The organism is Lichenihabitans sp. PAMC28606, from assembly GCF_020616535.1.
In the GTDB taxonomy this organism is placed as follows: Bacteria; Pseudomonadota; Alphaproteobacteria; order Rhizobiales; family Beijerinckiaceae; genus Lichenihabitans; species Lichenihabitans psoromatis.
Genome location: NZ_CP085136.1, coordinates 1599295 through 1619311 on the forward strand (window position 1 = coordinate 1599295; position 20017 = coordinate 1619311).

Annotated in this window: 18 protein-coding genes; 11 read left to right on the forward strand and 7 right to left on the reverse strand. The window is 63.5% G+C overall.

From position 1 onward, the window contains the following. Positions 1-80: 80 nt before the first annotated feature. Positions 81-1034, reverse strand: a complete 954-nt coding sequence (locus tag LGH83_RS07565) for an acetyl-CoA carboxylase carboxyltransferase subunit alpha (RefSeq protein ID WP_227401261.1) — start codon at positions 1032-1034, stop codon at positions 81-83. A 229-nt stretch (positions 1035-1263) separates the two neighbouring features. Between LGH83_RS07565 and LGH83_RS07570 the strand changes: the two genes are divergently transcribed. Both LGH83_RS07570 and LGH83_RS07575 read left to right on the forward strand, forming a co-directional pair. Continuing rightward, complete coding sequence (locus LGH83_RS07570) at positions 1264-2088, forward strand: carbon-nitrogen hydrolase family protein (protein WP_227401262.1); 825 nt, start codon at positions 1264-1266, stop codon at positions 2086-2088. A gap of 23 nt (positions 2089-2111) precedes the next feature. Continuing rightward, the gene (locus LGH83_RS07575; RefSeq protein ID WP_227401263.1) at positions 2112-3110 is read left to right on the forward strand and encodes an alpha/beta hydrolase; all 999 of its coding nucleotides are present in this window, start codon (positions 2112-2114) and stop codon (positions 3108-3110) included. A gap of 15 nt (positions 3111-3125) precedes the next feature. Here the strand turns inward: LGH83_RS07575 and LGH83_RS07580 are convergent, their stop codons facing one another. Then, on the reverse strand, positions 3126-3539 hold the full coding sequence (locus LGH83_RS07580) for a hypothetical protein (RefSeq protein ID WP_227401264.1): 414 nt from the start codon (positions 3537-3539) through the stop codon (positions 3126-3128). Between the two features lie 261 nt (positions 3540-3800). Next, complete coding sequence (locus LGH83_RS07585) at positions 3801-4709, reverse strand: hypothetical protein (protein WP_227401265.1); 909 nt, start codon at positions 4707-4709, stop codon at positions 3801-3803. A gap of 9 nt (positions 4710-4718) precedes the next feature. Here LGH83_RS07585 and LGH83_RS07590 point away from each other — a divergent pair, with 9 nt between their 5' ends. The 5 genes from LGH83_RS07590 (at position 4719) to LGH83_RS07610 (ending at position 10329) form a co-directional block, all read left to right on the forward strand. Next, positions 4719-5030: a hypothetical protein gene (locus tag LGH83_RS07590; protein WP_227401266.1), complete on the forward strand. Its 312-nt coding sequence runs from the start codon at positions 4719-4721 to the stop codon at positions 5028-5030. Positions 5031-5114: 84 nt separating this feature from the next. Then, positions 5115-6365 (forward strand): sarcosine oxidase subunit beta family protein, encoded by a 1251-nt coding sequence (locus tag LGH83_RS07595; protein WP_227401267.1) that lies wholly within the window; start codon positions 5115-5117, stop codon positions 6363-6365. A gap of 13 nt (positions 6366-6378) precedes the next feature. After that, positions 6379-6678 (forward strand): sarcosine oxidase subunit delta, encoded by a 300-nt coding sequence (locus LGH83_RS07600; RefSeq protein WP_131118921.1) that lies wholly within the window; start codon positions 6379-6381, stop codon positions 6676-6678. Then, positions 6675-9734 carry a sarcosine oxidase subunit alpha family protein gene (locus LGH83_RS07605; RefSeq protein ID WP_227401268.1) on the forward strand — a complete coding sequence of 1020 codons (3060 nt, stop codon included), beginning with the start codon at positions 6675-6677 and terminating at the stop codon, positions 9732-9734. Before LGH83_RS07600 ends, LGH83_RS07605 begins: the two co-directional genes overlap by 4 nt. Further along, the gene (locus tag LGH83_RS07610) at positions 9727-10329 is read left to right on the forward strand and encodes a sarcosine oxidase subunit gamma (RefSeq protein WP_227401269.1); all 603 of its coding nucleotides are present in this window, start codon (positions 9727-9729) and stop codon (positions 10327-10329) included. Before LGH83_RS07605 ends, LGH83_RS07610 begins: the two co-directional genes overlap by 8 nt. Here the strand turns inward: LGH83_RS07610 and LGH83_RS07615 are convergent. Beyond that, positions 10316-10990: a Pr6Pr family membrane protein gene (locus tag LGH83_RS07615; protein ID WP_227401270.1), complete on the reverse strand. Its 675-nt coding sequence runs from the start codon at positions 10988-10990 to the stop codon at positions 10316-10318. The two genes, LGH83_RS07610 and LGH83_RS07615, sit on opposite strands and share 14 nt — an antisense overlap. A 64-nt stretch (positions 10991-11054) precedes the next feature. On the opposite strand from LGH83_RS07615, the gene LGH83_RS07620 reads away from it, so the two are divergent. After that, positions 11055-11345, forward strand: a complete 291-nt coding sequence (locus LGH83_RS07620) for a YggT family protein (RefSeq protein ID WP_131118925.1) — start codon at positions 11055-11057, stop codon at positions 11343-11345. A gap of 14 nt (positions 11346-11359) precedes the next feature. Here the strand turns inward: LGH83_RS07620 and LGH83_RS07625 are convergent, their stop codons facing one another. The 3 genes from LGH83_RS07625 to LGH83_RS07635 all read right to left on the reverse strand — a co-directional run bounded on the left by LGH83_RS07625 (position 11360) and on the right by LGH83_RS07635 (position 14696). Next, positions 11360-12253 carry a transglutaminase family protein gene (locus tag LGH83_RS07625; protein ID WP_227401271.1) on the reverse strand — a complete coding sequence of 298 codons (894 nt, stop codon included), beginning with the start codon at positions 12251-12253 and terminating at the stop codon, positions 11360-11362. Between the two features lie 8 nt (positions 12254-12261). Further along, a complete protein-coding gene (locus LGH83_RS07630; protein WP_227401767.1) occupies positions 12262-13218 on the reverse strand; it encodes an alpha-E domain-containing protein in 957 nt (318 codons plus the stop codon). A 65-nt stretch (positions 13219-13283) separates the two neighbouring features. Then, complete coding sequence (locus LGH83_RS07635) at positions 13284-14696, reverse strand: circularly permuted type 2 ATP-grasp protein (RefSeq protein WP_227401768.1); 1413 nt, start codon at positions 14694-14696, stop codon at positions 13284-13286. 181 nt (positions 14697-14877) lie between these two features. On the opposite strand from LGH83_RS07635, the gene LGH83_RS07640 reads away from it, so the two are divergent. The 3 genes from LGH83_RS07640 to LGH83_RS07650 all read left to right on the forward strand — a co-directional run bounded on the left by LGH83_RS07640 (position 14878) and on the right by LGH83_RS07650 (position 20017). After that, entirely contained in the window at positions 14878-16077 is a 1200-nt protein-coding gene (locus LGH83_RS07640; RefSeq protein ID WP_227401272.1) for a DUF3095 domain-containing protein, read from the forward strand. 113 nt (positions 16078-16190) lie between these two features. Continuing rightward, on the forward strand, positions 16191-18113 hold the full coding sequence (locus LGH83_RS07645) for an ABC transporter ATP-binding protein (protein ID WP_227401273.1): 1923 nt from the start codon (positions 16191-16193) through the stop codon (positions 18111-18113). Further along, positions 18101-20017 carry an ABC transporter substrate-binding protein gene (locus tag LGH83_RS07650; RefSeq protein ID WP_227401274.1) on the forward strand — a complete coding sequence of 639 codons (1917 nt, stop codon included), beginning with the start codon at positions 18101-18103 and terminating at the stop codon, positions 20015-20017. The genes LGH83_RS07645 and LGH83_RS07650 overlap by 13 nt, the downstream gene beginning before the upstream one ends.

The window sequence follows — 20017 nt, forward strand, 5'->3', positions numbered from 1 at the left end:
CGCCACGTTACCACAACGAAATCGCAGGCCAGATTCAGGGAATTTGAAAAAGTTCCTGTGTGACTTAAATATTCAAGGCTCTACGGCTTGCGGCCTATTGCGAGGAATTTCTCGGCTCGCGCCTCGATGATGGCATCACGCGATTGGCCTTCGAAGGCCTTGAGCGACTTGGCGACGGCATCGGCCGTCGAGGCAAAGATCGCATCGGGATCCCGATGCGCGCCACCCGGCGGCTCGGCCACGATCCCGTCGATGATGCCGAACCGCAGCAAATCCTGCGCTGTGATTTTCATATTGGTGGCCGCATCTTCGGCCCGGGACGAATCGCGCCAGAGAATCGACGCCGAAGCTTCCGGCGACGCGACCGTATAGATCGCATGTTCGAGCATCAGCACACGGTTGGCCGTCGCGATCGCGACCGCGCCGCCCGAGCCACCCTCGCCGATCACGACCGCGACATTGGGCGAGCCCAGCGCCAGACAGGCTTCGGTGGACCGCGCAATCGCCTCGGCCTGCCCGCGCTCCTCGGCGTCGATGCCCGGGAAGGCGCCGGCCGTATCGATCAGCGAGATGACCGGAATGCCAAATCGATCGGCCATATCCATCAACCGCGCGGCCTTGCGGTATCCCTCCGGCCGAGCCATCCCGAAATTATGCTTGAGCCGCGTTTCGGTGTCGGAGCCCTTCTCCTGCCCGATAACGCAAACAGACCGCCCCTGGAATCGGCCGAACCCACCGATGATCGCCTGATCCTCCGCGAAGTTGCGGTCGCCCGCCAAGGCGGTGAAGTCGGTGATCAGCGCTTTCACGTAATCGATGAAATGCGGCCGCTGGGGATGCCGCGCCACCTGGGTTTTCTGCCACGGCGTGAGACCGACATAGAGGTCTGCGAGCGCTTTGGCGGCCTTGACCTCGAGGCGGGTCAATTCCTCGCCGATCGGCACCGCATTGTCGGCCGCCGCGACGGTTCGCAACTCCTCGATCTTGGCCTCGATCTCGGCCACGGGCTTTTCAAAATCGAGATATGTACGCATGAAGCTCGAACCGGATCGCCTGATTTTGAGGGAAGGAGAAGGACGATCTGACGCTGGCGGCGCCAGGCCGCAGGAAGCGCCGGGAACCTGACGGCTCGCCCCGGTGAAGTCAAGCCGGAGCAGGAGTTCGCGCTGGTGCGTCAGCCGGCCGACATGGCGCAACGGCATTGACGCGAGGCGTCCGCCATCCAACATTGCGCCGACCCGACATCCCGCGAGATCCACGTCGATGAAAGTCTCACTCCTGCAGATGAACTCGGTCAGCGACAAGATCGCCAATCTCGCGACCGCCCGCACTTTGATCGAGCGCGCCGTCGCTGAGAATGGCCCTAATTGGGTGCTGCTGCCGGAAGTGTTCGACTATATGGGCGGGGACCGGCAATCGAAGCGCGCGGCGGCAGAAGTGCTGCCGAACGGCCCGGCCTATACGATGCTTCAGGAGCTTGCGGCCAAGCATCGGATCGTGATCCACGCCGGATCGATTCTCGAGGCGCTCCCGCACGACGATCGATTGCATAACACCACGCTGGTGTTCGGCCGCGACGGCCGCGAATTGGCGCGGTACCGCAAAATTCATCTCTTCGACGTCACGACACCGGACGGCGTCGACTACAAAGAGAGTACCGCCATCAAGCCGGGCGATGCCGTCGTGACCTACGATTGCGAGGGCGTCACGGTTGGTTGCGCGATCTGTTACGATCTGCGGTTTCCGGCTCTGTTCCAGGCCCTGGCCGACAAAGGCGCCACCATGATCGCACTGCCGGCCGCCTTCACAATGCAGACCGGCAAGGACCATTGGGACGTGTTGTGCCGCGCCCGTGCGATCGAAACCGAAACTTATTTTTGCGCGGCCGCGCAGACGGGGGCCTTCCAGCAGGGCAATGAAATCCGTCACACCTATGGCAACTCCCTGGTGGTCGACCCGTGGGGGCTGGTCGTGGCCCGCGCGAGCGATGGTCCCGGCCTCGTTTCGGCCCGTATCGATCCGGCCCGCGTCCACAAGGTGCGGGCCATGATCCCGGTGGCGCAGCACCGCGTTCCCCTCCCGATCTGACTTTGACGAGAAAGACCGTTTTTGTGACCAACACGTCGATTGCCCCGTCCTCCGTCGATCTCGACATGCTGCTCGGGCCAGACGCCAAGCGCTCGCCCGACATGCAAGCCGTGTGGGATTGGCTCATCGAGCAGGATGGCACGATGCCGAACTGGCTCGACATGTCGCCCGCCGAGGCGCGCCAGCAGCAGGACCGCGCTTACGCGCGCTGGAATAGCGAACTGCCGGTCATGGCCTCGGTGGAGATGGTGACGCTGGCCGGGAGCCCGGCCGTTCAGGCGGAGTTGCTGGTGCCGAAAGGCGCGATCCCGGGCTGTATCCTGTTCTTTCATGGTGGCGGCTGGGCCTTCGGCGGCTTGCGATCGCATGCTCGTTTCATGCGGCTGCTGGCGGAGGCCACGCAGACCCGCGTGCTCGGGGTCGATTATCGGTTGGCGCCGGAACATCCGTACCCGGCACCGCTGGAGGATTGCGTTTCGGCATGGCGCGCGATCGTGGCGAACCGGAACGACCCCGGCTTCGATGGACCGTTGGCGGTCGCGGGCGACAGCGCGGGCGCGAATCTCGCGCTGGCCGTCATCCTCAGCGAGATCGACGCGGACCGACGCAAGCCCGACCTCGGCCTGCTGTTCTACGGCGCCTACGACAAAAACTTCGAGAGCCCGTCCTACACGCGCTTTGCCGAGGGTTTCGGCCTGACGCGAAGCGGCATGCAGCGATTTTGGGATTGGTATGTTCCACCCGGCAGCACGGCGCAGGACAACCCGCTGGTTTGGCCGGCCGAGGCCTCCGAGCCGGATCTGGCCCGGCTACCGCCCGTCTTCCTCAACGCCGCAGGCCTCGACCCTCTGCTCTGCGATACGGTGGCGCTCGCCAAACGCATCGAGGCCGCCGGCGTGCCGCATCGGTTGGCGATCCACGATGGCGTGCATCACGGCTTCATGCAGATGAGCCTACGGCTGCCCGAAGCTCGGAACGCCATCCGGCAGGCTGCTGTGTTCTTCACTGAAACGGTGCGCTAGGTCGCGCGACCACCGCTATCTCACCGACAGGTTGACCTTGATCAACTCCGCATTGCCGGTGGAGAGCACGCGCTCGACGACATAGCGGTCAAAACCCACATACCCCGCGGCCGAGCGGCAATAAACCTGCACACCCGATATTTTGCGAGCGTTACAAGCCGAATAGGCGCTCTGCCCACCGAAGGTCATTTCGCCGACCTTCTCCTTGATTACGACCTTTCCGTGAAGCGGCGCGACCGCCAGGTTGATCGCAATGGGTCCGAGCGAGCGGCACTCATGCGAGACTTGATAGTGAAACCCCATCGGAGCCACATCGCCGGAGCGCACCACCTTATAGCCGACGCCGATGACCTCGGCGGAGGCACCGGCCGGAACCGACGCAAGCGACACGACCAACCCCAAGAAACAAGCGGTGTTCAAATTCGGCATGTGCTTGTCTCCGCCAGTCGTCCGCGAAAGCCGACAAGACGTCGTCTTCACACTGTCTCCCTCTAGTGGATAAGACAAGAAGACGTGCTGATAACAAAGATCCATTAAGCCGGTCGGAGGGACCCACGCCCCGCAGACATCCTGAAGCATCGCCCAATTGAAGCCGCCGACCATCGACGACAGCACCGTCGATCAACGGTCGCATCGAGTGTGGACGTCCGGGGGTCGATCCGGCGCGAGCCTTGCCCCTCGGCTTGTCGCTCAAGGTTTCGCGGCGTGTCCGGACCGCTTGCGTTTCCGTTCGGCCTTCACTTCGAGACTATCGCCCAGCTTGGCGCGTAGCACGGAGGCGCGCGCTTCGGTCATCGTCGTGGCGCAGAAGCCGTGCCGTCCCTCACCGACATAATCGCGGCAGGTTTCCTCACGCGTCGACGAGAATTGAGCCTGTTCGCGGGCGAAACCCATGATGGCGGTCCGATCCTTCGTGGACTTTGCCAGAGCCTTAAAGTTTTCACGGACCGCGGCTTCTGCCCGAGCACGGAGATGCTCGATCTCCTTGACCCGATCCGGACCGAGATCGCCCGCTTGTGGGCCCCACAGGCCCACAGGGTTGACCTGACAATTAGCGTCTTTGAACACGCAGACCGCTTGGCTCTTGTTCACGAGCGCCGCGCCATCGAGAACATCGAACGTGATGGGGCAAGCCGGAAAGGTGATCTGAACGCGTTCGATGCCATCCTGTCGACCCGGCATCGTCACGGGTATCGCGGTCGAGGGTGTTTCGATCTGACAGGTTTCGCGCGGGTTGGAGATGAGTTCGCCCGTCAATGTCAGATGTGGCACACTCAATATCTTGTCGCGTGCCTCGAAAGTGATTTGCGATTTGCCGCCGTTCAGCGACAAGGTCTTGCCCGCCAGAGCGGTCGCCGGGATGACCTGCAGCGGCGCCGCATGGCGCTCGTCTGGCGGCGCTTTTGACTTGGCGCGGGTCGGTTTGGGCGTTTCGCGCGTGCCCTCGGGTGCGGGCGCAACGGCTCCGGGAAGCACCATCTGGGCGCGGGCGACCCCAAACCCGCCCATCGCCAGCAGGATCGCGACAAGCGACGTCGCGGCGCGGGCGACCCATCTTCGGTTTGACTTGGAATGCTCGATCGGCAAACGGCTACTCATGTGGATGGGTTGACCATCAGCAACGTCAATGCCGGCGCGGCAACGTCGTTCCGCGCACAGCCGTCGCAGTTCGACCTCAATCGGCACCGTGCGGACGGTTCGTCACAATGTCAAAGCCGCATTGCCGCGCAGGCGAACGGATTTGCGCCGGTGTGGCGCGGCTACATCCCACGAGTTTGGGAGAAGGCTGCTTCGGGTTCGGCGGCATCACGCAAGCGTCATCCAACCGCATCCGAAAGGGCTCGTCTGAAGCCAAAGCACCCGCCTATGACATGGCTGGAGCTTATTTTTGCGACCCTTTGTGGCTTCACGACGGGTTGAGCCCGACGGGCAACCGAGCGTAGACTGTCGCTCAGGGCTGACCGGTCTCCCTTGCGCCAGCCGAGAACCCGGACCGGAACGACCGTGCATTATTCGATTTTCTCAGTTCTTTCGCAGGCCTGGAAGGGACAGACGGGGTGGACGCCGATGTGGCGCGAGCCGCAGCCGAAACGCGCCTACGACGCCATCATCGTGGGCGGCGGCGGGCACGGCCTTGCGACCGCCTATTACCTCGCCAAGAACCACGGCGTCACTAATGTGGCGGTGCTCGAAAAAGGCTGGATCGGCGGCGGCAACGTCGGTCGCAACACGACGATCATCCGCTCCAATTATCGCGAGCCGGGCAACCTTCCCTTCTACGAGAAATCGTTGCAGCTCTGGGAGGGTCTGGAGCAAGACATCAACTACAACGCGATGGTCAGCCAGCGTGGCGTCCTTAATCTGTTTCATTCCGACGCGCAGCGCGACGCGTTTGCGTATCGCGGCAATGCGATGAGGCTGCATGGCGCGGACGCGACCCTGCTTGATCGCGAAGCCGTTCGCGCGATGGTGCCGACACTCGACCTCGACAACGCGCGCTTTCCGATCCACGGCGGCTTGCTTCAAAAACGCGGCGGAACCGTGCGGCACGATGCAGTCGCCTGGGGCTATGCCCGCGCGGGCGATCGGCTTGGTGTCGACATCATCCAGAATTGCGAAGTCACTGGCATTCGCATCGTGGCCGGCGCCGTGACCGGGGTCGAGACCACGCTCGGCTTCATCGGCGCCAAAAAACTCGGCCTCGCGGCAGCCGGCAATTCATCGCGCGTCGCCGCCATGGCAGGGCTCCGTCTGCCGATCGAGAGCCATGTTCTGCAGGCCTTCGTGTCCGAAGGCATCAAGCCGCTGGTCGATACGGTCGTGACGTTCGGCGCGGGCCATTTCTACGTCAGCCAGTCCGACAAGGGCGGCCTTGTGTTCGGTGGCTCGCTCGACGGTTACAATTCCTACGCGCAGCGCGGCAACTTACCGATGGTCGAGGATGTGCTGGAGGAAGCCGTGGCGATCATGCCGTCGCTTAGCCGGCTGCGGATGCTCCGGTCCTGGGGCGGCATCATGGATATGTCGATGGATGGATCACCCATCATCGACAAGACCGACATCACCGGGCTCTATCTGAATTGCGGTTGGTGCTACGGCGGCTTCAAGGCGACGCCGGCCTCGGGCTTCTGCTTCGCGCATACGATCGCCAACGACGCGCCGCACGATCTCAACGCCGCCTATCGACTCGACCGCTTCGCCACGGGCCACCTCATCAACGAAGGCGGCGCCGGCGCGCAGCCGAACCTGCACTGAAGGCGAATAACCGATGCGCATCCGGTGCCCCTTCTGTGGCGAACGCAGTCACGCGGAATTCTCCTACCTCGGTGACGCCGCTCCCACGCGCCCGAACATCGGCACCCGCGCGACCGTGCCCGATACGACGCTGTTCGTCGACTATGTCTACATGCGCGACAACAGCCCGGGCGTGATGCGCGAATATTGGCAACATGTCGGCGGCTGCCGAAGCTGGTTGATCGTCGAGCGAAACGTGACGACCCACGCGATCTCCAACGTCGCCAGCGCGCGCGAGCAGGTCCTCGCGGCGACCGAAGGTGAGCATCCATGAGCGACCTGACGCATCCGGCTCATACGGCCGTCCCCGCGACGGCAGAGCGCTCCAGCATCGAACCGGCCGCGCCGGTCGGCGTGGCGACGCAACCGTTCCGCATCAAGACGGCGGAGCGGGACGACCGCAAGCCACTGTCTTTCACGTTCGACGGGCAAGCACTATCCGGCCTCAGCGGCGACACGCTCGCCTCCGCGCTTCTGGCCAACGGCGTTCGATTGGTCGGCCGGTCGTTCAAATATCACCGCCCGCGCGGCATCCTTTCGGCCGGACCGGAGGAGCCGAACGCGCTGGTGGAATTGCGCGGCGGTGCGCGGCGGGAGCCCAATACGCGCGCCACGACGGCGGAACTCTTCGACGGCCTCGACGCCGTGAGCCAGAACCGCTGGCCCTCGCTGCGCTACGATCTGATGGCCATCAACTCCCGGATCTCGCCGATCCTCTCGGCCGGCTTCTACTATAAGACGTTCATGTGGCCGGCTGCCTTTTGGGAGAAGGTCTACGAGCCGATCATCCGCAGGGCGGCTGGCCTCGGGCGCGCCGCGACTGCGCCGGACCCCGATACCTACGACAAGGTCTCGACCTTCTGCGATGTCCTGGTGATCGGCGGTGGCCCCGCCGGTCTGATGGCGGCCCTGACGGCCGGGCGTTCGGGCGCCCGTGTCGTTCTGGTGGACGAGGATTTCAACCTCGGCGGGCGCCTCCTTACCGAAGATCGCTCGGTCGGCGGCCAGCCCGCATCGCGCCTTGCCGACACCGTCGCCCGGGAATTGGCCAGCATGCCGGAGGTGCGGGTGCTGACCCGGACCACGCTGTTCGGCGTTTATGACGGGGGCGATTACGCGGCCGTGGAACGGGTCGCCGATCATGTCGCGGTTCCGCCCGCGCATCAGCCTCGCCAGCGCCTGTGGCGGATCACGGCCGGTCGCTCGATCCTGGCGACGGGCTCGATCGAACGTCCGCTGGTGTTCGGCGACAACGATCGCCCCGGCGTCATGTTGGCCGGCGCGGTGCGATCTTATGTCAACCGCTTCGGCGTCCGCCCCGGCTCCAGCGTCGTGCTGTTCGGCAACAACGACGATGCCCATCGCACGATCCGCGATTGCGCGGCGGCCGGCCTGCGGGTGATGGCGGTGGTCGATCCGCGTCCCGACGCGTTGACGGGTCTCGACCATATCCCTGGGCTTTCGGATCTTCGCCGGATCGAGGGCGTGGTGACCCGCGCGCTCGGCACGCTCGGCGTCGAGGGCGTCGAAATCCAGCCGGCGTCGGGGCCGGCCTTCACGCTCGCCTGCGATCTTTTGGCTGTGTCGGGCGGGTGGCAACCCACGATCCATCTGTCGACCCATCTCGGCGGCAAGCCCACATGGGATGCGGCGCTCGCGGCATTCGTCCCAGGCACCCTCCCGCCTGGCATGGAAGTGGCCGGCGCCGCCAAAGGTGATTTCGCACTCGCGGCCTGTCTCGCCGACGGCGTTCGGAGCGGCTCCGACGCCGCCGCCGCCTGCGGCTTCCACCCACGCTCCGTCATCGTGCCATCGGCCGATGGCGAGAGCACAGCGGTGACCCCCTTGTGGCGAGTGAAATCCCCGCGCCACAAGGCTTTCGTGGATTTCCAGAACGACGTCACGGTGTCGGACGTCGCCCTGGCCGAGCGGGAAGGTTTCCGGTCGGTCGAGCATCTCAAGCGCTACACGACGCTCGGCATGGCGACCGATCAAGGCAAGACCGCCAACGTCAATGGTCTGGCCCTGATGGCTGAAATTACCGGAACATCGATTCCGAATGTCGGGACGACGCGTTTTCGTCCCCCCTATACGCCCGTCTCGTTCGGCGCCCTCGCCGGCCACCATCGCGAAAAGCAGTTCCGGCCGACCCGGCTCACGGCCGCCCACGGGTGGGCGACCGACCAGAAGGCTGTCTTCGTCGAATCCGGGTTATGGCTCCGCGCGCAATATTTTCCGCATGAGGGAGACAAGGGTTGGCGCGACGCATGCGACCGCGAGGTGACGGCGGTGCGCGAGCGCGTCGGACTGTGCGATGTCTCGACCCTTGGCAAGATCGAGGTCGTCGGTCCCGACGCCGGCGCCTTTCTCGACAAGCTCTACTGCAATGTCATGTCGTCGCTTCCGGTCGGTCGGGCGCGTTACGGGGTCATGTTGCGGGAAGATGGTTTTATCCTGGACGACGGCACCGCGGCGCGGCTGTCCGAGGAGCGCTACGTGATCTCGACCACGACCGCTCAGGCGGTTGGCGTCATGGCTCATCTGGAGTTCTGCGCCCAGGTTTTGTGGCCGACGCTCGATGTCGCCTGCGTGTCGGTGACCGAGCAATGGGCGCAATATGCGGTGGCGGGGCCGCGCTCGCGCGAGGTTCTGTCCAGCGTGTTGCCGGCGTCGTTCGATCTGTCCAACGACGCTTTTGCGTTCATGGCCGTGGCGCAACTCACCTTGGCGGGTGGAATTCCGGCTCGACTGTTCCGCATCTCGTTCTCGGGCGAACTCGCCTATGAGATTGCGGTGCCGGCGCGGTTCGGCGACGCCCTCGCTCGCGCCATCCAGGCGGCGGGAGAGCCGCACGGACTGCTGCCCTATGGGCTCGAAGCCCTCAATGTGCTGCGGATAGAGAAGGGACATGCGGCGGGCGGGGAACTCGACGGCCGCACGACGGCGCGCGATCTCGGCCTCGGCAAGATGATGTCGACCAAGAAGGACTATATCGGCGCGGCCTTGGCACAACGCCCTGCCCTCACGGCGCATGAGCGGCCGATCCTTATGGGCTTCAAGCCGATGAATCCGACCGAACCGATCGCGGCGGGCGCGCATTTTCTGCGCCCAGGCTCGGAGAACAAACTCCGGAGCCAGGAGGGCCACATGACGTCGACCGCTTGGTCGGCGACGCTGCAGAGCCATATCGGCCTCGGCCTTATCGTGCGCGGCACCCAGCGGATCGGCGAACAGGTGCGAGCCTACGACCCGGTGCGTGGACGCGACACGTTGGTCGAGATTTGCTCGCCCGTCTTCTACGATCCGCAGGGAGCGAAATTGCGTGGCTGATCTCGATCTGCAACCACGCTCGGCCCTGGCGGCATCGCGGCATCCGGGTCTGTCGGGTCACCCGCTCGGCGAGCCGGGCGTCGTCCTGGCCGAAAGGCTCGACCTCGACGCGTTCATGCTGCTGGCCCGCAAGGGTCAAGGCGACGCGCTGCGCGACAGGCTCGTCTCGGTCGGTCTCGATCTCCCTCAGGGGCCACGCTGGTCCGAGGCGCTCGGCATCGCCCTCGTGGGCGTCGGCCCTGACGTCTGGCTCGGGATCACGACTCGGGACGAGATGACAGAGGCTCGTCAACGCTTCGAGCCGCTCGCACTGCTGTGCACGCTGGTCGAAGCCGGAGACGCGAGGACGATCCTCACCGTTTCGGGTCCACGCGCCCGGGACGCACTCGCCAAACTGCTGACGATCGATCTCCATCCGCGCGCCTTCGCGGTCGGCAGCGTGGCCGCAACGGTCGCGGGCGGAATACCGGTGCTGATCTGGCAGGTCGATCCGGCGCCGAGCTATACGATCGCGGTGCCGCGCAGCTTCGCCAAGGATCTGTGGCATTGGCTCGCCGATGCGGCAGCCGAATACGGATGCCTCACTGCGGAGTGAAGCGGGCCAGCACGCGATCGAGCCCGACCAGAAGAAAGCCGGCGCCGAGAAAGCCGAGCCCCATCGATAGCGCGTTGACGGCCGTGGCGGCCCAGCCGATCCGGCTTACATCCAGAAAGGGATAGGCATAGAGGCCGTCGGCCGCGCCGCGCACCAGCGCATAGGCCAGATAGGCGAGCGGCACCATCGCCCAGAACCACGGGTCGGACCATTGAAGCCGCCCTTTCTGCGCGAGGGTCAGCCAAAACAGCGGAACCAGGACGGGCGTGACGCTGTGCAGAATGAAATCGGCCAGGATCGCGCCGCCACTCAACTTGAATATCCCGCGAAGCAAGGCCGCATAAACGATGCCGACCAACAGCATCGCAAGCGTGACGCCGCCGAGCATCCGAGGGTGAAAGACGCGCTGCTGACCGAGCGCGACACCGGTGAAGACGATCGCGGTCGTCAGATTGGCCAAAACCGTGAAGTAACGCAGCATCACCCAAACGGTCACGCCGACACGCCCGCCCTGTTGAAAGCTGGCGGCGAACTGCACCGCAAGTCCGCTCCATGCCGTGACCGCAACGACGACGGCGACAAGACGCGGCAGCCAAGCGATGCGGCTCGGCCGGCCCACCTGACCGGTGTCCGGCGCGGGGTTGCCCGGTCTTTCAGACATCGCTAAACGAAAGCCTGACAGGTAGCGGGCCGATGACGCGCTCGTGCCGGTTGCCGGAGCCTTCATGCGCGCTTTGCTCGATGTCGTTCTTCTCGTTCTGCATCTTTACAGCTACGTCATCATCGGGGTTGCGATCCTGTCTTGGCTGCTGGCGTTCGACGTCATCAATTTCCGCAACGATCTCGTCCGGTCGATCTGGAATTTTCTCAATGCCTTGACGGAGCCTTTGCTCCGGCCGATCCGCAACATCCTGCCCAATCTCGGGGGCATCGACGTATCGCCCATCATCCTGCTGCTGCTGTTGTTCCTCGTCGAGGACATCATCCAGCGCTACGTCTACCCCTACGTCTATTGAACGGCGGGGCCAGCTTAACCCTGGCTTTGGCTTTGCCCGCCGGACCCCTGGCTCTGACTTTGTCCACCCTGACTCTGGCTCTGTCCGCCTTGGGTTTGGCTTTGCCGCTGGCCACCGTCGAACCCGAATAAAGTTGTGATATCGAGGCGGTCGGTCAGCTCGGCCGCATAGGTGCCGCGCACGGGCGCAGCCGCGAGACCATCGAGGCCGCTCGCGACGCGGATATGCCGCTCCTGCGGACAAATCGCATGCGCCGCATCAAATCCGATCCAACCGAGGCTCCCGACGAACGCCTCGCTCCAGGCATGCGAGGTGCCATTTTCGTCCTCGCCGAGGTAATAGCCGCTCGCAAACCGCGCCGGAAATCCGAGATGGCGGGCGCAGGCGATGAAAACATGAGCAACGGCACCGCTCGTGCCTGTTTTTGCCGCAAATGTATCGCTCGCGCTTTTCAGATCGCCGCTCTCACCCGCGATCGGCAGCGCCACATGAACCGCATCGAGCAGGGCATGCAATTTGCCGAGATCGGTCGTCTCCTCGGCCACAGCGGTTTCCGCGAAGCGGCGCAGCGGCTCGTCGGCGGTCGTCAGATCGCTGCCGCGCAGGAACAGATCGACAGGAAGCCGTTCCGCCGAGCCGCGGATAAGTCCAGCAGTATCGAAATTCTCGATCTCACCAAAGAGCGAGATGGCCAATTCTTCCGAAAGGCCCTTGGCCGTGAAGGTGTGGGTGATGTTGCCGAACCCGTCCACGCCGGCCTTCAACATGCAATCCACATCGACGTCGATGCGCCAGTTCATGATGTGCTGGCCTTCATGCGAACGCGGGGTCATCCGTAGAATTTGGGTCACGTTGCGAACCGGCTCGGCAAACCGGTAGTGCAAGTGGTGACGGATACGCAGCCTCATGCTCGACCTCAGACCAGAAATTGTTCCGCGATTGCGGCGCCGAGTTTGTTGTTATCGTCCAGAAAGGCCGTGATGAACTCATGCAGGCCCTGCTGGAAGATTTCCTCGATCGAGGCATTCTCCAATTGCGCCATCACACGCCTCGCCTGACGCTGCGCCGCACCTTGCCGGCCGTATGCTTTGCCGAGCGAGTCGAGGCAGCGATTGATATTCTCGTAGCAGGACAGCAGCGAGCGCGGCATCTCCAGCCGCAGAATGAGGAGATCCGCGATAAGCCAAGGCTTGATGCTCTCGCGATAGACCCAGTGATAAGCCGTTAGGGCCGAGACGGCGCGAAGGATCGCGGTCCACTGGAAATAGTCGAGCGAGCCGCCCACAGCTTCGGTCTCGGGCAGCAGCACATGATATTTCACGTCCAGAATACGGGCGGTGTTGTCGGCGCGTTCCACAAAGACGCCGAGACGCGAGAACCAGTAGGACGGGTCCCGCAACATCGTGCGATAAACGGAGCCGTCGAATACCAGCGACGTCTGCTTCACGAAATCCAGAAAATGCGTGATCTCTTCCCGCCGCGCGGCATCGTCCCGGGTTCGTGATCCCTCGAAGCGCTTGAGTTCGAGCCAAGCGCCATTGATGGCATCCCACATTTCGGCCGTGAGCGCCGTCCGCACGGCTCGCCCATTGGTACGGGCGAGTTCGATGCAGTTGCGGATCGACGAGGGGTTTGCGGCGTCGAAGATGATGAAATCCATCACCTTGTCGGGTTCGACCACCTCATATTTTGCCCGGTAAGGATCACCGGCGCCGGAGGACTCAAGCGCACTTTCCCACTCGGTTCCGGCTTGATTGTAGACGGCCGGAAGCGCGGCGAGCCGCTGCGTCGCCTCGACCGTACGGGCGAGGAAATCGGCCCGCTCCATATAGCGGGCTAGCCAGAAGAGATTGTCGGCCGTCCGCGACAGCATGGTGAATTTGCGAACGGGACGCCGCATCGAAAAAGCGGCGCGTTCGCCGTCGCTGTCGGTCCGGCTCATGAACGGGTCCCCGCGTCTTCGATGATCCAGGTATCCTTCGTGCCGCCGCCTTGGCTGGAATTAACCACGAGCGAGCCGTCCTGCATGGCGACGCGCGTCAACCCGCCCGGAACCACCCGGACACCTTTCGAGCCGGTCAGCACAAACGGTCGAAAATCGACATGCCGGGGCGAAATCCCGCCCGGCATCGCGGTGGGACAGGTCGATAGCGCGAGCGTTGGCTGAGCGATGAAATTGGCGGGGTCGAGCGTGAGTTTCTTGGCGAAAAGCTCGATCTCGGCGCGCGTCGCATGGGGGCCCACCAGCATGCCATAGCCGCCCGAGCCATTGACCTCTTTGACCACGAGTTCAGGAAGATGCTCGAGCACGTAGCGTAACGTCTCTGGCTCCCTGCACCGATAGGTTGGCACATTCTTCAGAAGCGGCGCCTCGCCCAAATAAAATTGTATGATCTCCGGCATATAGGTGTAGAGCGCCTTGTCGTCCGCCACCCCGGTTCCGACCGCATTAGCAAGCGTGACGGTTCCGGCCCGGTAGGCGCTCATCAGCCCCGGCACGCCGAGCGTACTATCGGGCCTGAACGCAAGCGGATCGAGGAAGTCGTCGTCGAGCCGTCGATAAATGACGTCAACCTGCTTCGGTCCCTCCGTGGTCCGCATGTAAACGACATCGTCGTCGACGAAGAGATCGCGGCCCTCGACGAGCTCGATGCCGAGCTTGTCGGCCAGGAACGAGTGTTCGTAATAAGCGGAGTTAAATTGGCCGGGCGTTAGCAACACGACGACCGGATCGGCGTCCGCGGTCCGCGGCGCGACGCTGCGGAGGGATTGCAGCAGCAGATCGGCATAATTCTCGACCGGGGCCACCCGATGGGCGGCAAACAGCTCCGGGAAGAGCCGCATCATGACTTCGCGATTTTCCAGCATGTAAGACACGCCGGACGGCGTGCGGGCATTGTCTTCGAGCACGTAGAAATCGTCCGCGTCGATGCGAACGATATCGATCCCGGCAATATGCACATAGGTGTCGAACGGCACGCGCACGTTGACCATCTCGGGCCGGAAGTACGGATTCTGATAGACCAGCGCCGACGGCACGATGCCGGCCCGAAGGATATCGCGCGGACCGTAGATGTCGGCCAGGAACATGTTCATGGCCTTCACGCGCTGCACCAGACCGACTTCAAGTCGCCGCCACTCGCTCTGGCTGATCAGACGCGGCACGATGTCGAACGGAATCAACCGCTCGGCCGCATCTTTCTCGCCATAGACCGCGAACGTAATGCCGATGCGGCGGAAGAGCAGATCGGCTTGGGCCCGGCGCGAGGCCAGCAACTCGGGCGGGGCTTCTGCAAGCCACCGCGACAACCGCGCATAAACCTCGCGCGGCTCTCCATCGGGTCCCGTCATTTCGTCGAAAAACTGACCTTTGGGCGACACGTGATGTTGGTCTCCAGGAGGCGATTGGACACGCCGATCGAGCAAAGCTTATGCCAGGGACAGGACGAATGGCTATGCCAAAGAGTTCCGTCATAATAGGCTGGCGTGGCGCGCCGACGCCGATCATCCGCGCAAGGAGCGGATCGAATCGATGACACAGCCCGAGAGCCTCGATCGCGACGGGCATGGACGCAGACCGGCTTTGGGAACTGCCGCGTTCTATCGTAGTCTCGCACCCCTCTCTGGTTTTCACGGCATCGCTGATTCGGCGTCCTTCGCGCCGTTGCCCGACGACTGGGTCGTCGGGATCGCCGATGTGGTGTCATCGAGCCAAGCCATCGCTGAAGGTCGCTACAAGACCGTCAACACGGCCGGCGCGGCGGTCATCTCAGCGGTATCGAATGCGCTCGGGACACTCGAATTTCCCTTCATCTTCGGTGGTGACGGCGCAAGTTTCGCGGTCGGACCGGAGGATGCCGAACAGGCCAGCGTAGCGCTGGCCGCGACGGTCGCCTGGGTCGGACGCGAGTTGAATCTCGTCCTCCGCGGGGGCATCGTCTCGGTCAGCGACATCCGCGCCCAGTCTCTCGATGTCCGCGTCGCGCGGTTCGCGGTCTCAAACAACGTCACCTACGCGATGTTTGCGGGCGGCGGCCTCGCCTGGGCCGAGCGGCGTCTCAAGGCGGGCGACGTCGCGGTCGCGCCCGCGCCGAAGGATGCCCACCCCGATCTGACCGGCCTCACCTGCCGGTTCCACGATCTCGTCGCCAAGCATGGCGTGATCCTCTCGGTGCTGGTGCGCCCCACCTCCGGTCCCGACGATCCGCGCTTCCAAGCCCTCGTGCGCGAGGTGCTGGAGATCGCCGAGCAAGGCCCGGACGAGGCCCGGCCGATGCCCGTGTTTCGGCCGGGGTTGCGGCAGCAATTGGCTGCAATCGGGATCGACGCGAGAATGCAGCCTGCAAACTCCTCGATGCTCCACCGCTGGTTGGCAGAGGCCGCCTATTCGGTTTTGGCGACCGTTCTGTTGACGACCGGCTGGAGCGTTGGCGGTTTTTCGCCAAAACGCTATCTCCGCGAGGTGGTCGAGAATTCCGATTTCCGGAAATATGATGATGGGCTGATGATGACGCTCGATTGTACGCCAGCGCACGCCGATCGGATCGAGACACGGCTGCAAGACGCGGCTCGCGACGTCATCGCGGTCTATGGCCTGCATCGTCAGGATGCCGCGACGATCACCTGCGTGATCCCCTCGGTGGTGCAATCCAACCACGTGCATTTCATCGACGGCGCGTCCGGCGGCTATGCAGAGGCGGCCCGCGATCTCAAATCGAGACTGCCGGCGTGACGGTCCGGCCCGCAACGGAATGAATAGGTCTGCTTAAATTCCGTCGTGCGCTAGCTTCCGCCCGCGCCGTGTGACATCGTTAAGGCACAGAGGTTTCGATCGAGCGGCATCATTTGACCGAGAACATCTTGAAGAGTGCGAAGCCAGACATCCTACGGGTCGACAACCTGAAGGTTGCGTTCCGATTGCAGGATCGGCCGATCGAGGTCGTGAAGGGGGTATCCTTCCGGGTGCCGGCTGGCAAGACCGTGGCGCTGGTCGGCGAATCGGGTTCGGGCAAAACCGTCATCTCCCAAGCCATCATGGGGTTATTGCCCAAGGCAGGCTCGGTCACGGGCGGCCAGATCCTGTTCAGCGACCCGAAGAAAGCCTCCGAACCGCCGGTCGACATCGCCTTGATGCCGCGCGACGGCAGCGCGATCCGCCATCTCCGCGGCGGCCGCATCGGTATGATCTTCCAGGAGCCGATGTCGTCCCTGTCGCCAGTCCATACGATCGGCAATCAGATTGAGGAAGCGCTCCGGTTGCACCGACCGGTTCCGCACGGCGAGGCCCGCAACATGACCGAGCACATGCTCGGCCTTGTCGGCTTCAAGAACCCGGCGCGCGCTTACGGGATGTATTCCTTCGAACTCTCCGGCGGTCTGCGTCAACGTGCCATGCTGGCCATGGCCTTGATCTGCCGCCCCGCCCTTTTGATCGCCGACGAACCGACCACCGCGCTCGATGTCACCATCCAGGCGCAGGTGCTCAATTTGATGCGCGAGTTGCAGACCGAGTTCGGCATGGCAATTCTGATGATCACCCATGATCTCGGAGTGGTCGCCAACATGGCCGACGAGGTCGTGGTCGTCTACCATGGCGAAGTCATGGAGGCCGGCGCCGCCGACGATATCTTCCGCCGTCCGGGCCACCCCTATCTCCGCGCGCTCCTGAAGGCGGTTCCGCATTTCGACATGAAGCCGAATGAGCGGCTCGTCGCCTTGCGCGATGCCCAGGAGGACATCAGTCCGCTCGTCAGCACACGTCCGCCCCGGCCGGAAAGCGGCAACGAGCCCCTGCTGAGCGTCCGCAATCTCAGGAAGGTCTACGGCTCGCGCAGCAGTGGCTTGTTCGGCAAGCCGGCGGAGCCCGTCGTTGCTGTCGATGACGTGAGCTTCGACATCATGCGCGGCGAATGCCTCGGTCTCGTGGGAGAGAGCGGATGCGGCAAGACGAGCGTGTCGAAGCTGATCATGCGGGCCATGAAGGCGGACGGCGGTTCGGTGACGTTCAATGATGGCACCAAGGCGATCGACGTCCTGAAGTTGCGCGGTCGGGCCGAACGAGACTTTCGCCAGCACGTCCAGATGATCTTTCAGGATCCCGTCAGTTCGCTGTCGCCGCGCATGACGGTGCTGAACATCTTGTGCGAACCGCTCGAAATCCACGGCATGGGCAATCACGACGAGCAGGTTCGCCGGGTGGGCGATTTGATGAGCGCCGTCGGGCTCGACCGCCGTTTTCTCAACCGCTACCCGCATAGTTTCTCGGGCGGGCAGCGCCAGCGCATCGGCATCGCAAGGGCTCTCGCGCTCAACCCCGATCTGATCATCTGCGATGAGCCCGTTTCGGCGCTCGACGTCTCGGTCCAGGCTCAAGTTCTCAACCTGCTGAAAGACCTGCAGCGCGAACTTGGCCTGACCTACCTGTTCATCTCGCATAATCTCGCGGTCGTAGATTATGTGGCGGACCGGATCGCAGTGCTGGCGCACGGCCGCATCGTCGAGATCGCACCACGCGATGTTCTGTTCCGGCAACCGGCGCATTCCTACACCAAGGCGCTGCTCGCCGCCGTCCCGTTCCCGGATCTCGACCGACCGCTCGACTTTGGAAGCCTCAAAGGCAAAAGCGCATCCGACCCGGCGCGATGGGCCCCGGCGTTCAGGGACAATGGCCGGCCCGAGACCCTCAAACCGATCGACCTCGGCAATGGCCACATCGTTCTGGCGCAACCCAACGTGGATTTCCGGGAGTTGGCGCAATGCGTCGCATGAGCCTGCTGTTCGGGCTGTTGGCCCTGCTGCTGGCCGCCTGCTCCGCGCAAGCCGAGATCGCGACACAGCGGGAGACGCCGTATTTCGAGTATGACGTCGGCGACGGCAAGCTTCCGCCGGTTGCCCAGCGTCTGCCGCTGCATCCCCGCATTATCGACCTTCCCTCGATGAATCGCGAGACCGGACACCCCGGCGGCACGTGGAAGATGCTGATGGGCGACCAGCGCGATCTTCGCATGATGACGATCTATTCCTACGCGCGGCTCGTGGTCTTCGACGACAAGCTGAACTTCGTTCCCGATATTCTCGAGAGTATCCAGATCGAGGACGACAAAGTTTTCACGTTGCATCTTCGCGAAGGTCACAAGTGGTCGGACGGACAGCCGTTCACGACGGAGGACTTTCGTTATTATTGGGAGGACGTTGCCAATAACGCGACGCTGTCGCCCTCCGGTCCGAGCCCAAGTCTCCTCGTGCGGGGGAAGCCGCCGCGCGTCGAGATCATCGACGCAACGACCGTGCGCTACAGCTGGGACGAACCGAATCCCGCCTTCCTGCCTGCCCTAGCGGGATCGCAGCCGCTCTTCATCTTCATGCCGGCGCATTATCTCAAACAGTTCAATGCGAAATACGCCGACACAGCCGCGCTCGATAAATTGGTCAAAAAAGCCCGCGTCATGAACTGGGGCTCGCTCCACGAGCGCATGTCGCGCCAATATCGCTGCGACAACCCCGATTTGCCGACCCTCGATCCGTGGCGCAACCGCACCTCGCCCCCCGCCGAGTTATTCACCTTCGAGCGCAATCCGTATTTCCACCGCGTCGATCAGGATGGTCAGCAACTGCCCTACATCGATCGCGTGACCCTCTCGCTCGGCACCACAAGCTTGATCCCGGCCAAGACCGCAAGCGGCGACAGCACGTTACAGGCCCGCTATCTCGGTTTTGAGGATTACACGTTCCTCAAGCAGAATGAGGATTTGAACCACTATAAGGTCAATCTTTGGGAGAACGGCCAGGGCTCGTTCGCGGCACTGATGCCGAACTTGAACGCCAAAGACCCGGTTTGGCAAAAGCTGCTGCGCGACGTCCGCTTCCGGCGCGCTTTGTCGCTCGGGATCAATCGCCACGACATCAACCAGGCGCTGTTCTTCGGCCTTGCGCGCGAGAGTGCCGATACAGTGCTGCCGCAAAGCCCTCTCTTCAAGGAGACCTACGCGAAAGCGTGGAGCACATATGATCCAGCCACCGCCAACAGGCTGCTCGACGAGGCGGGGCTCGACAAGCGGGGCAGCGATGGGTTCCGTCTGCTCCCCGACGGCCGCAGAGCGGACCTCATCGTCGAGACGGCGGGCGATGTCGCCGAATATGTCGATATCCTCGAACTCGTCGGGGATGACTGGGCCAAGATCGGCCTGCGGGCCTTTACGCATCCCGCGCATCGCGACGTGTTCCGCAAGCGCATCCTCGATGGAGAGACGATCATGTCGATCGGATCGGGGATCGACAATGGTAACCCGACCTCGGCGATCGAGCCGGACGATCTCGCCCCCATGCATGAATCGCAATTTCAGTGGCCGCGGTGGGGCCTGTATCAAGAATCAGACGGCCACGAGGGCGATGCGGTCGACGTTCCGGAAGCCGCGCAACTGGTCGATCTCTACCGGGCGTGGCGCCGCTCCACCAACAAGGCGCAGCGGCAAGAGATCTGGGGCAACATGCTGTCGATCAACTCGGATCAGGTCTTTACGATCGGGATCATCAACGGCACGAAGCAGCCGGTGGTGATTTCCGATCAGATGCGGAACGTGCCCGGCGACGCCTTGTATGCCTTCGACCCGGGTGGCTTCTTCGGCATCTACATGCCCGATACATTCTGGTTGGCCAATGCGCCCGGAGGCTGA